At 59.7% G+C, this 14,569-nt stretch carries 14 protein-coding genes; 10 read left to right on the top strand and 4 right to left on the bottom strand.

From position 1 onward, the window contains the following. The first annotated feature begins 67 nt into the window (after positions 1–67). The 8 genes from M1E12_RS15660 (at position 68) to M1E12_RS15625 (ending at position 10,505) form a co-directional block, all read left to right on the top strand. Positions 68–2,224 (top strand): 4Fe-4S binding protein, encoded by a 2,157-nt coding sequence (locus M1E12_RS15660; RefSeq protein WP_479562468.1) that lies wholly within the window; start codon positions 68–70, stop codon positions 2,222–2,224. A gap of 19 nt (positions 2,225–2,243) precedes the next feature. Then, positions 2,244–4,172 (top strand): TAT-dependent nitrous-oxide reductase, encoded by a 1,929-nt coding sequence (nosZ, locus tag M1E12_RS15655; protein ID WP_479562467.1) that lies wholly within the window; start codon positions 2,244–2,246, stop codon positions 4,170–4,172. 3 nt (positions 4,173–4,175) lie between these two features. Next, the gene (locus M1E12_RS15650) at positions 4,176–5,504 is read left to right on the top strand and encodes a nitrous oxide reductase family maturation protein NosD (RefSeq protein WP_479562466.1); all 1,329 of its coding nucleotides are present in this window, start codon (positions 4,176–4,178) and stop codon (positions 5,502–5,504) included. Next, positions 5,470–6,369 (top strand): ABC transporter ATP-binding protein, encoded by a 900-nt coding sequence (locus M1E12_RS15645; RefSeq protein ID WP_479562465.1) that lies wholly within the window; start codon positions 5,470–5,472, stop codon positions 6,367–6,369. Before M1E12_RS15650 ends, M1E12_RS15645 begins: the two co-directional genes overlap by 35 nt. After that, positions 6,366–7,187, top strand: coding sequence for an ABC transporter permease (locus M1E12_RS15640; protein WP_252755093.1), 822 nt, complete (start codon positions 6,366–6,368; stop codon positions 7,185–7,187). The genes M1E12_RS15645 and M1E12_RS15640 overlap by 4 nt, the downstream gene beginning before the upstream one ends. An 8-nt stretch (positions 7,188–7,195) precedes the next feature. Further along, positions 7,196–7,783, top strand: a complete 588-nt coding sequence (locus tag M1E12_RS15635) for a nitrous oxide reductase accessory protein NosL (protein WP_479562464.1) — start codon at positions 7,196–7,198, stop codon at positions 7,781–7,783. Between the two features lie 3 nt (positions 7,784–7,786). Next, positions 7,787–8,698: an FAD:protein FMN transferase gene (locus tag M1E12_RS15630; protein WP_479562463.1), complete on the top strand. Its 912-nt coding sequence runs from the start codon at positions 7,787–7,789 to the stop codon at positions 8,696–8,698. An 859-nt stretch (positions 8,699–9,557) separates the two neighbouring features. Continuing rightward, the gene (locus M1E12_RS15625; protein WP_479562462.1) at positions 9,558–10,505 is read left to right on the top strand and encodes a FecR domain-containing protein; all 948 of its coding nucleotides are present in this window, start codon (positions 9,558–9,560) and stop codon (positions 10,503–10,505) included. Between the two features lie 40 nt (positions 10,506–10,545). Here M1E12_RS15625 and dmeF read toward each other — a convergent pair whose 3' ends face one another. Both dmeF and M1E12_RS15615 read right to left on the bottom strand, forming a co-directional pair. Then, positions 10,546–11,508, bottom strand: a complete 963-nt coding sequence (dmeF, locus tag M1E12_RS15620; RefSeq protein WP_479562461.1) for a CDF family Co(II)/Ni(II) efflux transporter DmeF — start codon at positions 11,506–11,508, stop codon at positions 10,546–10,548. Then, positions 11,505–11,783, bottom strand: a complete 279-nt coding sequence (locus tag M1E12_RS15615; protein WP_479564896.1) for a metal/formaldehyde-sensitive transcriptional repressor — start codon at positions 11,781–11,783, stop codon at positions 11,505–11,507. Before M1E12_RS15615 ends, dmeF begins: the two co-directional genes overlap by 4 nt. A 340-nt stretch (positions 11,784–12,123) precedes the next feature. Here M1E12_RS15615 and M1E12_RS15610 point away from each other — a divergent pair, with 340 nt between their 5' ends. Continuing rightward, the gene (locus tag M1E12_RS15610; protein ID WP_479562460.1) at positions 12,124–12,570 is read left to right on the top strand and encodes a DUF411 domain-containing protein; all 447 of its coding nucleotides are present in this window, start codon (positions 12,124–12,126) and stop codon (positions 12,568–12,570) included. A gap of 22 nt (positions 12,571–12,592) precedes the next feature. On the opposite strand, the gene M1E12_RS15605 is transcribed toward M1E12_RS15610, so the two are convergent. Then, entirely contained in the window at positions 12,593–12,976 is a 384-nt protein-coding gene (locus M1E12_RS15605) for a MerR family transcriptional regulator (RefSeq protein WP_479562459.1), read from the bottom strand. Positions 12,977–13,048: 72 nt separating this feature from the next. Here M1E12_RS15605 and M1E12_RS15600 point away from each other — a divergent pair, with 72 nt between their 5' ends. Further along, positions 13,049–13,837: a MauE/DoxX family redox-associated membrane protein gene (locus M1E12_RS15600; RefSeq protein WP_479562458.1), complete on the top strand. Its 789-nt coding sequence runs from the start codon at positions 13,049–13,051 to the stop codon at positions 13,835–13,837. Between the two features lie 244 nt (positions 13,838–14,081). Here M1E12_RS15600 and M1E12_RS15595 read toward each other — a convergent pair whose 3' ends face one another. Next, positions 14,082–14,525: a GNAT family N-acetyltransferase gene (locus tag M1E12_RS15595; protein ID WP_479562457.1), complete on the bottom strand. Its 444-nt coding sequence runs from the start codon at positions 14,523–14,525 to the stop codon at positions 14,082–14,084. Positions 14,526–14,569 lie beyond the last annotated feature (44 nt).

The following is a 14,569-nucleotide window of genomic DNA, read 5'->3' as shown; positions in this document are numbered from 1 at the left end:
GATCTAGCGCAACGATCCTTCTTCCAGAAGCCGCCAATGCTCCTGCACGATTTGCGGGAATGTTGGGATGAAACTCTTCCGTCTGGTTCTTCTGTTCTGTGCCTCCTTGTGCTTCGCGGTCTCGGCCAGCGCTGCACCGGTGCTGCAGCAGTATTTGCCTGCCACAAACGCGTCCGAACTGGTCCCGGGCGCGGACGGTTTCGGCCCCATGCGCCCGGATCTGGCCGTCGCCCCTGTGCTTAAGGGTGGCGAGACGGCAGCCTGGGTCTTCGTCACCTCGGATTTTGTCGGCACCACGGGCTATTCGGGCAAGCCGATCCATGCTCTGGTGGCGGTGGGCCTCGACGCCAAGATTATTGGTGTTCAACTGCTCAAGCATTCCGAACCGATTGTCCTGATCGGGATCCCGGAAGCCAAGGTCACGGCACTGGTCTCAGGCTATACCGGGCTTGACCTTGTTGCTGAAGCGAAATCCGGTGGCACCGCACATGAGGTGGATATCATCTCCGGAGCCACTGTCACCGTCATGGTTATCGACGACTCAATTGTCCGCTCCGGCTTAAAGGTGGCGCGGGCGCTTGGGCTTGGCGGACTGACCCCCGAAAGCGAACAGGCGGGCACGCGTTTAACGCTAGATGCGGAGGCCGCCGCGCCGGCCGAATGGATGGAAGCAGAAGGGGACGGTACAATCCGGCGACTGTCGCTCGATGTCGCTCAAGTCAATGCGGCCTTTGCCGAACATGCCGATGCGCGTGCCCGCGAGCGTGCGCTGACCGAGCCGCCGGAAACGACCTTCATCGACATGCATGCGGCGCTGGTCTCGGTGCCGGCCATTGGCAAGGCCCTGCTGGGGCCGGCGGAGGAGGCCAATCTGACGGCTTGGCTGAAGGAGGGCGAAAGCGCCATCGCCATCGTCGGCAGGGGGCTCTATTCGTTCAAGGGTTCCGGCTATGTGCGCGGCGGCATTTTCGACCGCATCGTGCTGATCCAGGACGACGTGTCGGTACGTTTCCGCGACCGCGATCATCGCCGACTTGGGGACATCGTGCTCTCCGGCGCGCCCGATTTCACCGAGATGGACCTTTTTCGCATACCCGCCAATGTCGGCTTCGATCCGGCCAAGCCGTTCCGCATCCAGCTTCTGGCGCATCGCGAGGTCGGGCCGATCGAGAAGGTGTTCCATACCTTCGACCTCGGCTACCAACTGCCGCAGAAATACCTGAAGCCCGTTGCCGCTCCTCCCGTCGAGGTCGCCGCCGTCGCCGATCGCGACGAGGGTTCCGCCCAGGCGGATCTCTGGAAGCGCATCTGGCGGGAAAAGACGCTGGAGATCGCGGTTCTTGGCACCATGCTGTTCGTGCTGACGGCGGCATTCTTCTTCCAGACCTATGTGGTCCGAAACGCCCGGAACTTCTACATCTTCCGCATCGTCTTCCTCACAGTGACCTTGGTTTTCCTCGGCTGGTATGCCAATGCCCAGCTCTCCGTGGTCAACCTAATGGCTCTGTTCGGCAGCCTGGTCACCGGCTTCAGCTGGCAGGCCTTCCTGCTCGACCCGCTGACCTTCATCCTCTGGTTCTCGGTGGCTGCGGCGCTGTTGTTCTGGGGGCGGGGCGCCTATTGCGGCTGGCTCTGCCCATTCGGGGCGCTGCAGGAACTGACCAACCAGATCGCCCGCAAGTTGCATATCCCGCAGTGGACCCTGCCCTGGGGGCTGCATGAGCGCCTCTGGCCGCTCAAGTACATGATCTTCCTCGGCCTATTCGGGGTCTCCCTGATGAGCGTCGAGCAGGCCGAGCATCTGGCCGAGATCGAGCCGTTCAAGACGGCCATCATCCTCAAGTTCATTCGCGCCTGGCCGTTCGTCGCCTATGCCGTCGCCCTTCTTGTCGCCGGGCTGTTCGTCGAGCGCTTCTATTGCCGCTATCTCTGCCCGCTTGGTGCGGCACTCGCGATCCCGGCCCGCATACGCATGTTCGACTGGCTGAAGCGCTATCACGAGTGCGGAAACCCCTGCCAGACCTGCTCGAACCAATGCCCGGTGCAGGCCATCCACAAGACCGGCGAGATCAATCCGAACGAGTGCATCAACTGCCTGCACTGTCAGGTGCTCTACCAGTCCGAAACCGTCTGTCCGGTCGTGATCAAGAAGATGAAGTCGCGGGCCAAGCTTGCGGCAAGCCCGGGCGGAGCGCCGATCCGCCAATCCGCAGCCAAAGTCTAACCGAAGAAGGACATCGACGATGGAAACGAAAGAAAAGAAGGGCCTGAGCCGGCGAGAGCTGTTTAGCGCCACAGCCGGTACCGCAGTACTGGCCGGAAGCATGGGGGCCGGCGCGCTTGGCCTCGGCGCCGCCGTCATAGCGACGCCGGCGCTCGCTGCCGCCGAAGGCGACGGCTCCGTAGCACCAGGCAAGCTTGATGATTATTACGGTTTCTGGTCCTCGGGCCAGACCGGTGAGATGCGGATTCTCGGCATCCCCTCGATGCGCGAGCTGATGCGCGTTCCGGTGTTCAACCGCTGCTCAGCCACCGGCTGGGGCCAGACCAATGAGTCGATCCGGGTCCATCAGCGGACCATGTCCGAGAAGACAAAGAAGCAGCTCGCCGCAAATGGAAAGAAGATCCATGACAATGGCGACTTGCACCATGTCCACATGTCCTTCACCGAGGGCAAGTATGACGGCCGCTACCTGTTCATGAACGACAAGGCCAACACCCGAGTTGCCCGCGTCCGCTGCGATGTGATGAAGACCGACGCCATTCTGGAGATCCCGAATGCCAAGGGCATCCATGGCATGCGCCCGCAGAAATGGCCGAAGACCAATTATGTCTTCTGCAATGGCGAAGACGAAGCGCCGCTCAACAACGACGGCTCGACGATGACGGACGTCTCGACCTATGTGAACATCTTTACGGCTGTTGACGCCGAAAAGTGGGACGTCGCTTGGCAGGTCAAGGTCTCCGGCAACCTCGACAATTGTGACGCAGACTACGAAGGAAAGTGGGCCTTCTCGACCAGCTACAACTCCGAAATGGGGATGACCCTTGAGGAAATGACCAAGTCCGAGATGGACCACGTCGTTGTCTTCAATATTGCCGAGATCGAAAAGGCCATTGCCGCGGGGCAGTATGAGGAGGTGAACGGCGTCAAGGTCCTCGACGGCCGCAAGGAAGCCAAATCGCTCTTTACCCGCTATATCCCGATCGCCAACAATCCGCATGGCTGCAATATGGCACCGGATAAGAAGCACCTTTGCATCGGCGGCAAGCTTTCACCGACCGTCACCGTGCTGGACGTGACCAAGTTCGACGCGCTGTTTTACGACAACGCCGAGCCGCGCAGCGCGGTCGTCGCCGAACCGGAACTTGGTCTTGGGCCTCTGCACACGGCGTTTGACGGTCGCGGCAACGCCTATACGTCCCTCTTCCTCGACAGCCAGGTGGCGAAGTGGAACATCGAAGACGCGATCAAGGCCTATGCCGGCGAGAAGGTCAATCCGATCAAGGACAAGATCGACGTTCAGTATCAGCCGGGCCATCTCAAGACGGTTATGGGTGAAACCCTCGACGCTACGAGCGACTGGCTGGTTTGCCTTTGCAAGTTCTCCAAGGACCGCTTCCTGAATGTGGGCCCGCTGAAGCCGGAAAACGACCAGTTGATCGATATCTCCGGCGACAAGATGAAGCTGGTGCATGACGGTCCGAACTTCGCCGAGCCGCACGACGCGATCGCGGTCGCACCGTCAATCCTGCCCAACATCCGCTCGACTTGGGACCGCAAGGATCCGATGTGGGCCGAAACCCGGAAGCAGGCCGAGGCCGATGGCGTCAACATCGACGAGTGGACCGATGCGGTGATCCGCGATGGCAACAAGGTGCGTGTCTACATGACCTCGGTCGCACCGGCCTTCAGCCAGGAGAGCTTCACGGTCAAGGAAGGCGATGAAGTGACGGTGATCGTCACCAATCTCGACGACATCGACGATCTGACACACGGCTTCACCATGGGTAACCACGGCGTGGCCATGGAGATCGGCCCGCAACAGACGAGTTCCGTCACCTTCGTCGCCGCCAATCCGGGCGTCTACTGGTACTACTGCCAGTGGTTCTGCCATGCTCTGCACATGGAAATGCGCGGACGCATGTTCGTTGAGCCGAAGGGCGCCTGAACCATGCGGCTGCCCGTTGTCCTCATCGCTCTTGTTCTCTCCTCGCCGCTTGCGGCTGGGGAGCGCATAGTCGCGCCGGGCACGGGCACTCTCGCAGCCGCCATCGCCGCAGCAGCACCTGGCGATGTCTTGAAACTGACCGACGGGGCCTATCTCGGCCCCGTCACCATTGACCGGCCCCTGGCCATCATCGGCCCGCGTCGCGCAGTCGTTGATGGCCAGGGCTCAGGCAGCGTGATGACGATTACCGCGCCCGATGTTCGCCTGAGCGGGTTCACCGTGACTGGCTCGGGCCGGATCAACCAGAACCTGGACGCCGGCGTCAAAATCGAAAAAGGGGCCGATCGCACTCGTATCGAAAAGCTGAGCGTCACGGGAAACATGCATGGTATCGACGTGCATGGGGGCCGCGACGCGGTGGTGACTGGCAACGAAATCACCGGCACCGACAGTCCGCGCATGAACGAGCGCGGCAATGGCATCTATGTGTGGAACAGCCCGGGCACGCTGCTAGAGAACAATGTCATCCGTTTTGGTCGCGACGGCATCTTCTCCAATGCCAGCTCCAACAGCATCTATCGCGGCAATGTTATGCGCGACCTGCGTTTTGCCGTGCATTTTATGTACACCCGCAATACCGAGGTTTCCGGAAACACCTCTATCGGGAACCATCTCGGCTTTGCCATCATGTTCTCGAACCAGGCGAAAATCCTGAACAACTTGAGCCTCGGCGACCGCGAGCACGGGCTGATGCTGAACTATGCCAACAATGCCGACGTCACCGGCAATCTGGTGCGTGGGGGCACGAAAAAGTGCTTGTTTATCTACAATGCCCACAAGAACCTGATCTGGAACAACCGCTTCGAGGGCTGCGGCATCGGCATTCACTTCACCGCCGGTTCGGAGAAGAACGTACTGAGCGGCAATGCCTTCATCGCCAATCGTGAACAGGTCAAATATGTCGGGACCCGCAACATGGAATGGAGCCATGAGGGCCGGGGAAATTTCTGGTCAGATCATCCCGCTTTCGATCTAAATGGCGACGGCATCGCCGACGGTTTCTACCGCCCGAACGACGTGATGGACCAGGTTCTATGGTCGCAGCCTGCGGCGAGCCTTCTGATCGGATCGCCGGCCATACAACTGGTCCGCTGGAGCCAGCGGGACTTCCCCGCGACACTGCCCGGAGGGGTTCGAGACAGCGCTCCCTTGATGCGCCCGCTGACGCTCCCGGTGCCGGAAGACATTCTCCGCTACGAAGCTCAGGCCGCCGGCCGATGGGCGACAGGAAATTTTGATGACACCGACCCTGACAATTTCTCAGCTCACTAAGCGCTTCCAGTCCGTTGAGGCGCTGAAGCAGGTCTCGCTGACCCTGCAGCCCGGAAGGCGTGCCGCGCTGCTGGGACACAATGGCGCCGGCAAGTCTACAATGATGAAGATCATTCTGGGCCTGATCCCATTCGACAGCGGGAAAGTATCAGTGTGTGGCGAAACGCCAGGATCGGCCGCTGCGCGCAGGCAGGTGGCTTATTTGCCGGAAAACGTTGCCTTTCATCCCGCGCTTACTGGCGAGGAACAGATCCGTCACTATCTGGCGCTGCGTGGGGGTGACCCCCGTACTGCACCTGAGCTTCTGGCGCGTGTGGGGCTTGCCCAGGCGGCGCGCAGGCGGATCGGCACCTATTCGAAGGGCATGCGTCAGCGTGTCGGCCTCGCCCAGACCCTGATCGGTCGTCCCCGCCTTCTTGTGCTCGATGAGCCCACCTCTGGTCTCGATCCGGTGTCGCGGCGCGACTTCTACGACCTGCTGGATGGTCTTTCGTCCGACGGAACGGCGATCCTGTTGTCTTCGCACGCGCTGACCGAGGTCGAGGCACGCACCGACAGCATCCTGATACTATCTGGCGGGCAATTGGTGGCGGAGGGCTCGCTTGCCGATCTTCGCGCCCGCGCTGCCCTGCCGACCATGCTCCTTGTCCGCCCAGCAGAGGGCCACTTGGAAGCGCTTGTGGCCGCCTTTCCGGAGGCATCCGTCGGCGCCGATGGGCTGCTGCGCATACCCTGTGCACAAGGAGAGAAGTTGCCGTTCCTCGCTCGGATCACAGCATGGGGACCGCAAGTCGCAGACCTTGATGTGCTCCCGCCGAGCCTCGAGGACATCTACAGCTATTTCAGTAGGAGGGACGGCCAATGAGCCAAATCCTTGCCACCGCCATCAGCGAGTTCCGCATCGCCTTCCGCAATCGCTGGGTGCTAATTGCCACCGGCATGATGGTGCTGTTTGCGCTCGTGTTGGCGGCTGCCGGATCCGCGCCTACGGGCGATGTCGGCGTGGATAGGTTGTCAGTCACGGTTGCCTCGCTGACGTCACTGGCCGTCTATCTCGTGCCGCTTCTTGCGCTTTTGATGAGTTTCGACGCCATAGCGGGGGAGGTGGAGCGTGGCACGCTGACTCTGCTTCTCACCTATCCAGTGTCACGCCTGCAGATCCTGGTGGGCAAGCTACTGGCACATATTGCGATCCTTGCACTCGCGGTAACCCTCGGCTATGGCGCGGCACTCGTGGTGGCGGTGTGGTCTGATCCAAGCGCGATTATGGGCATTACTGCCCTGGTGCGGCTGATCTGGTCCTCCGTTCTGCTGGGCGCCACCTTTCTTGGCGCCGGATATGCACTTTCGGCACTGGCGCGGCGCCCCTCTGGTGCTGCGGGACTTGCGATCGCGCTCTGGCTCGTCGCCGTGGTGCTTTACGACCTTGCGCTTCTGGCATTGATCGTCACTGATCAAGGTGGCGCCTTCACCACGCAAGCCTTACCCATCGCTCTGCTCGCCAACCCCGCCGATGCGTTTCGCGTTTTCAATCTGTCAGCCGGTCAGGCTGTTGCAGCCGCCGGCGGCATTGGCGGGGCAGCGGGAGCAATTCCGCTGTGGCAATCGGCTGCCTCGCTGTTCCTCTCGCCGTTGCTGGCCATCACCCTAGCACTCGCCGCATTTCGAAAGGTAACCCCATGAGACGGCATATGCGAAATCCGCTCCGCTCCTTCCTGATCGTCGGTCTTCTGGCACTGCTCGCTGCCTGCCAGGAAAAGACCGCTCAAGACTTGACACCTCAGGACATGACTGCCGAAACGCTCGGCCACTATTGCCAGATGAACCTGCTTGAGCATCCGGGACCTAAGGGTCAGGTATTTCTCGAGGGCATGGCGGCCCCGTTGTTCTTCAGCCAAGTGCGTGATGCCATCGCCTACATGCGGAGACCTGAGCAGATGGCTCCAATTCTCATCGTTTATGTGAACGATATGGGGGCGGCGGGGGCTACTTGGGATAAGCCAGGCGATGGCAATTGGGTCGCTATAGACAAAGCGGTATTCGTCGTGGGATCGCGCCGCGAAGGTGGCATGGGTGCGCCGGAAACTATCCCCTTTTCGAGTCGCCAAAAAGCCGAGGAGTTCGCACGCGGAGAAGGCGGCCGTGTCTTATCCTTCGCAGAGATCACTGACGACATGGTGTTGACGCCGGTGGAAGACGGTGCCGACCCTCACCTGCACGGTGAGGATGCCGAGTTCGAGAATCGCCTGCGCGCCATGCCAAAAAGTGCGGGAGGCTGAGCCATGCCACTAACACGCCGCCGCCTGATCACCATTTCCGCTGCCTGTGCCCTTTTGCCTGCGGTGACACGAGCCGCGCCCCAAGGTTTGAAATTATGGACCGGGCAGGCACTTGGAGCGCGAGCTTCTATTCGGATCGACTATCCTGACGCTGAGGCTGTTGTCGCCCGCGTATTGACTGAAATTAATCGGCTGGAGGGCATTCTGAGCCTCTATCGCACGGATAGTGCGCTGGCGCGGCTCAACCGGCAGGGCTTCCTGACTGAGCCACCGTTCGAACTGCTTGAATGCTTGTCGATCGCTGGCGCGGTGAACCACGCCAGCGGGGGGAGGTTTGATCCGACCGTTCAACCTTTGTGGGCGGTCTGGGCCGAAGCCGCCGCGCGCGGCGGGCATCCGGATGCGCGAGCGATCGCTGCGGCGAAAGCGTTGGTCGGGTGGGACAAGGTCGAGCTGGATTCGGCGCGAGTCGATCTTCGGCCGGGCATGGCACTCACGTTAAACGGTATTGGCCAAGGCTATGTTGCGGATCGGGTGGCGGAATTGCTGGAGGCAGAAGGCCTGTCAGACATACTTATCGACACAGGAGAATTCCGCGCTCTCGGCGGCAATCCCCGCGGGGCAGACTGGTCTGTTCGGCTGGAAGCTGGCGGGTCTGTCGATTTGCGGCAACGTGCTCTCGCTACATCGTCGCCACTTGGAACGACATTCGACGCTGCAGGGAGGCACGGGCACATTCTTGATCCCGCGAGCGGAACACCAGCACCGGCGATGTGGCGCACTGTGTCGATCTCAGCGCCCACGGCGGCGGTTGCGGACGCGCTCTCGACGACAGCATGCCTTCTGGAGGACGTTGACCGGATGGAACTCCTTGTCGAAGCGTTCCCAGGGGCTCGGCTGGAGGCCGCAGGGTGATGGTCTTATGTGTTCCATAATCTAACGTTACGCTACAGCCCACGCCCCGCTTGCATGAAACGAATGGATTTTCAATCGGTTAACGGACTGACTCGCAGGTCGATGGTTCATGTCCCTTCAAGGCGACAGCTACGAGCGAGCACACGGCTGCCTATCAATCAAACCCACGCCGACCGGCGATCGGTACGATCTCGCCAACTCAGCGCTGCACCATTATTCTCCTGGCTCCACATAAGTCAGGTCAAATGAAAAGCTTCACACAAGCTTATTGTCTCAGCTTTGCTGCAGAGGCGGCCATGACGGCCAGCCAAGGGATGTAGCTATGGCCTATGACTGGACCGGAACGCGCACGCGCAGAATTCGTCGGATCAAGATGGCGGTGTCTGCCATCGCTTCTATTGCCGCTTTGTCCGTCCCGCTTATCGCGCTCTCCATGCCGTACGCAGGCTGAAGGCGCTATGCGTTTGCTTTGACCGTACTCGACCGTTGAGCAATCGACAACACGCCTTTCGGGCGCTATCCGTTTCCTGATTGGAGGCTTGAGGTGGATGTCGGCAGACATCTGAGCCTAGAAATTCAGCTCCGCGATGTCTGTCGGGCATACCGAGATCCACACAGGTCAAGATCGTAAGCCTAGAACCGACAAGCATTTGCGACCTGCTCGCAGTAAGCAGCATCCTGAGCCCCTCAAGAATGAATGACGGTTTAGGTCGTGCTACCTCGTGGCGTACGGGTACTACTACTCGCGGTCTACATTGCCCTTCTGGATGCAGAAACGGCGGATGCAACAAATCTTAGCAATTGCCTGAGGGAAGTTTTAGGTCGGCATGCGCAAGACTGCCGTTGAAGGAGTCCTTACATGCGCACGATCCTACCAGCTTTGTTCTGCTTGTTTATCGCCTGCTTTTCTGCCGCTCCTGCGGCGGCAGATGAAGCCTGGGTCGCCGCCAGAGCGACCGATCAGGTAAGCTACACGCTCGACAACAAGACCTGGTCACCCCTCCGCAAGGGGATGGTCGTTCCAAACAGAGCCTGGATTTCCACAGGATCGCGCGGACGCTTGCAGCTCGTGCGCGGGACCGAAAGCATTGCGTTTCATCCCAACACCCTGGCTTCCGTTGTGACTCGCGGGTCCGGTAAAAGCCGCAAGACGGAGGTCAACCAGCATGTTGGACAAATTGTGCTGGAGATAGAAAAACGCCAGAAGCCACACACGACGGTCCAGACACCTTTCCTTGCTGCCGTCGTTAAAGGTACGCAGTTCACTGTCGATGTCGGGTCCGCCAACGCAGCAGTATCGGTTGACCGAGGCGTCGTGGAGGTTACCGGCTTTAAGAGCCGCGAGCGAAGCAATCTGACGGCTGGGCAGAAGGCTGCAGTCACTGAAGCAGGAATGTCCGTGGACGGCCGTACACAGCAGCCTGCGGTAACGCGCGCCTTGTTCTCTCTTCAATCGTTCAAAGCCGGCTTGGCGCTTCGCGATGCTCCCGTCGATGCGACGGCAAAGGGGGCGAGGGCGGCACAGGCGATCGATGCCACCATAAGCAAGAGCGTCAAGGCCGCCAACGCTGGAAGGGGGGCCAAAAGTGAGCGCGGCGCTCATCCCTCAAAGGGAACGGGCACGAAATCTGACAGAGGCAAGTCGAGCAAACAGTCCAGCGGACACTCTGGCAGCAATGGCAATTCCGGTAGCAATGGTAACGGTCACTCCGGCGCCAGTAGCGGTGGGAACTCCGGCAGCAGTGGTGGGGGAAATTCGAACGGCAAGGGAGGCGGAAAGGGCAATGGGAAGTCGGGGAGCAAATGACGCCGTTACATTTGCACTAGCAGATGACCGTTAGCGGCTCTCAACTGACTGATTGAACCTCAATGGTGACGTGGGCAAGTTGTCTAATAACGGATAGCTTGGCTTTGTAGGCCGCAACCGGTAGCGGCGCAGGTGAACGGAGTGCGACGATAACTCCATGATGTCCTGGGCCGAGCCGCCATACATGAAGATCGACTATCTCATCCCCTTCGGCCTCGATGATGTCCCGAATTTGCTGCGATAGGTCCTCATGCGGCGGAAGATAGTCAAGCAGGACAGCGCCCGTATCCCGCATCAAACCCCAGGACCAGCGCGCAATGACCAGACCGCCAACGATGCCCATAGCAGGGTCCATCCAATTCCAGCCGTAGAGGCTTCCAAAAATCAGTGCCGCGATCGCGAGAACCGAGGTCAGGGCATCTGCTAACACGTGAAGATAGGCAGCACGGAGATTGTTGTCTGTGGCAGCGGCATGATGGTGCCCACGGCTGCCGTCGCTATGGTCGTGGGTATGATGATGGTCATGTCCGTGGTGGTGATGCGTGTGATCGTCGCGCAGAAGCCAGGCGCAGAGCAGATTTACGCCAAGGCCGACCACCGCCACCGTAATCGCCTGCGGGAAATCGATCGCCACAGGACTGTAGAGGCGCGTCAAACTCTCCCAGCCGATAAGCAGTGCAATCAATGCCAGGACCACCGCACTGCCGAATGCCGCAAGGTCGCCAAGTTTGCCTGTGCCGAAGGTGAACCTAGCGTTACGCGCATTCTTGCGCGCGAACATGTAGGCAAGGGCTGCAATCAGCATCGCGGCCGCGTGTGTTGACATGTGCCAGCCATCGGCCACCAGCGCCATCGATCCGTACACCGAGCCGGCGGTGATCTCGATCACCATCATGGTCGCAGTGATCACGATCACGAGCCAGGTACGGCGCTCGTTGCGTGCGTGGTCGTCACCGAGGAAAACGTGCTCATGAGGGGACTGAAGGTGAGTGTCCGGGGTCATTTCAGATAGGTCCTGATGGCATCGATGAGTTCAGTCGCACCCTGTGCTCGAGCCTGATCCGGATCCGTCTGCGGGTTCGAAACGTGCTCGCGGATGTGGTCTTCGATCAGTTCTCCGGTCAACCCAGTGACAGCACCCCGAATAGACGCGACCAGATTTAAGACCTCACCGCAAGAGGCGTCGCTCTCCAGCGATCGTTCGACCGCCTCGATTTGTCCCCTAAGCCGCCGAACGCGGGCGAGCAGCTTGTCTTTGTGTTTAACTGTATGGCTCATAACATAGGGGGCTGCCCTATATTCTTTGTTCCCGCAAGCTTGCGCTTCGGAGCACTTGACCTTCCCATTATGGGAAGCTGCAAGCTTCGTTTTCGGTTGACCGACATCAATCCTCAAATCTGGATTCAAGGGTGAGATCCAGGTGATCACCCCAGCCGGGACCGCCGCGCAAGGGAAGTTCTGATCTTGGAAGCGCGCGAGGGAGAGTGGTAGGATCCTTGACTTTTGGCAAAGATGACACGCCATCGCCGTGTCAAGATCAGGTCATCAATTGTCTGGAGCCCTGCAGGGTATCTCCCTTCATTCTTTGACGGGCTAACTGAATGTCGCAGGAGAGAGTATGAGACGCAGAGAATTTCTGGCTGTGGCCGCCACGGTGGCTCTGACACCCGCCACGGGCTTCGCCGCAGTGCCATCGGTCATCCTGCATAAGGATCCCAACTGTGGCTGCTGCTCGTCATGGGGCGATGCTTTCAGCAAGGTGGGTTTCTCGGTTCGTACTGTCGAGGAACTGGACATGGATCAGGTCAAGCAACGCCTCAAGGTGCCGCCGTCCGTTCAAGCCTGCCACACTGCAGAGGTCGACGGCTATTTCATCGAGGGCCATGTTCCGATCGACGCCGTGAGAAGGCTGCTCGATGAACGGCCTCCCCTGGCGGGGCTCGCAGTCCCAGGAATGCCATTGGGGTCGCTCGGCATGGGTGGTTCGCCGGAACCATACGACGTCATGGCTATCCCGCGCGATGGCGGTGACATGTATGTCTATCTGTCATTCAAGCCGGGCTGACAGGAACTGCTGCTTTTGCAGTCTACAGTCCAAAGGACTTGAGAATAGGGCAGGGGTCGCTTTTGCCGGATGAGCATTCCGAAACCAGGCGCTCCAGCGCGTCGCGGGTCCGATTGAGTTCGGCGATCCGCGCCTCCAGCGCGATCAGCCGCGCCTTGGCCACCTCGCGTGCCCGCTCCCTTTCGTCCCCGGCGTCGAGTTCGAGCAATTCCCCTATCTCCTCCAGCGTAAATCCAGCGGTCTGGGCCTGACGGATAAACTGCAGCCGCCTCAGATCCTCAGAGCCGTAACGCCTGGCACCCTCAAGACGCTTGGGAGTCTTGAGGAGACCCTTGCGCTGGTAGAACCTGACGGTCTCCACGCCGACGCCACCGGCTGACGCGAATTTTCCGATTGTCATGTCCATGGGCTTGACTCCGTACCATGGTACGGAACGTATGGTCTTGCCAACTGTTTCACAAGCCAAAGGAGACGTGAAATGTTGGACAGCACCAGCCCAATGAACACAGCGAAGAAGGCCGCTCTCTACCGGATGGTAACTGCGGAGCATATCTGCCCGTACGGCCTTAAAGCCAAGGATCTGCTGAAGCGTTTGGGATATGAGGTGGATGATCGTCACCTGACAACCCGCGCGCAAACGGATGCGTTCAAGGAAGAGCACGGCGTGAAGACGACTCCGCAGGTGTTCATCGACGGTGCCCGTGTCGGCGGCTATGACGATCTGCGGCGCTACTTTGGAAAGCCTGTGGCCGATCCGAAGGCAACCACCTATCGCCCCGTCATCGTGCTGTTTGCGATGACTGCACTGATGGCAATCGGTGTCAGCTACGCCGTCCTCGGCACGCCGTTCACCATCCGGGCCTTGGAGTGGTTCATCGCCTTCTCGATGGTCGTTCTGGCCATGCTCAAGCTTCAAAATGTCGAAACCTTCGCGACGATGTTCCTGAACTATGATCTTCTCGCGAAGCGGTGGGTGCCATACAGCTACATCTACCCCTACGCGGAAGGACTTGCAGGCGTTCTGATGGTGGCAGGCGTTGCGAACTGGCTGTCCGTTCCCGTGGCTCTGTTCATTGGTGGCATTGGCGCAGCCTCGGTCTTCAAGGCCGTTTACATCGACAAGCGTGAGCTGAAATGCGCCTGCGTCGGTGGATCGAGCAACGTGCCGCTCGGTTTCATCTCTCTGACCGAGAACTTGATGATGATCGCGATGGCTGTCTGGATGGCATTGGCCTACTCCGGGATCATGCCAGGACATCAAATGTGACAGAGTGGCATCAGACGAAACGAGGACGCCGGCAGACCAATCTGCCGGCTCCACGGATTGGGCCGAGAAGCGGGCTGTTTGTATAAGCTTCTTCTCGACACAGGGAGTGCTGCTCTAAGTAAGATGCGCGCCCCCGCGAGCCGTTTTGCCGGTCTAATTGAATGCTAGACCTGGGCAATGCTCTATCGTGATCATGTGCTGGCGCCCGGCTGCTCTGTCATCAGCTCAGCCGGGCCGAAGTGTTTCAAGTGAGGACCTTCCTGAAGATCACCTTGTCGTCGCCGTCCTGGTAGAAATCGCGGATGCGGCCTTCCTCAACATAGCCGTTCTTGAGGTAGAAGCGCCGTGTGAGCTCGAAACCTTCAAGACCAGAAGTCTCGACGAGAAGAATGCGGGCGCCAAGCTCGCTGAGACGTTTCTCTACCTCTGCAATCAACTGAGTTCCGGAACCCTTTCCCTGTTGCTCGGGGTGGACTGCGATCAGGAGCAGATTGAAAGTGCCGTCAGTCAGCTTCTCCGGCGCAACATAGGCGACACCAACCGGCTGGGGGTTCGTGAGCACGAGCCATAACTCTTTCGCCTCGTTGCCACTGAGAAATTGTTGGACCATCTCATCCAACATCGAAGACGGAAAGAGCTCAGTTGCATCGATGAGGATCTTGATCTCCGGAAGATCGGCGGCGGTCACTTCTCTTATCATTCACTTCAGCCCATAATCTTTGCATGGAGGGA

This window comes from Rhizobium sp. K33, assembly GCF_056501445.1.
Note: the sequence above shows the minus strand (reverse complement) of the source record. Positions and strands in the feature narration are given on the sequence as shown.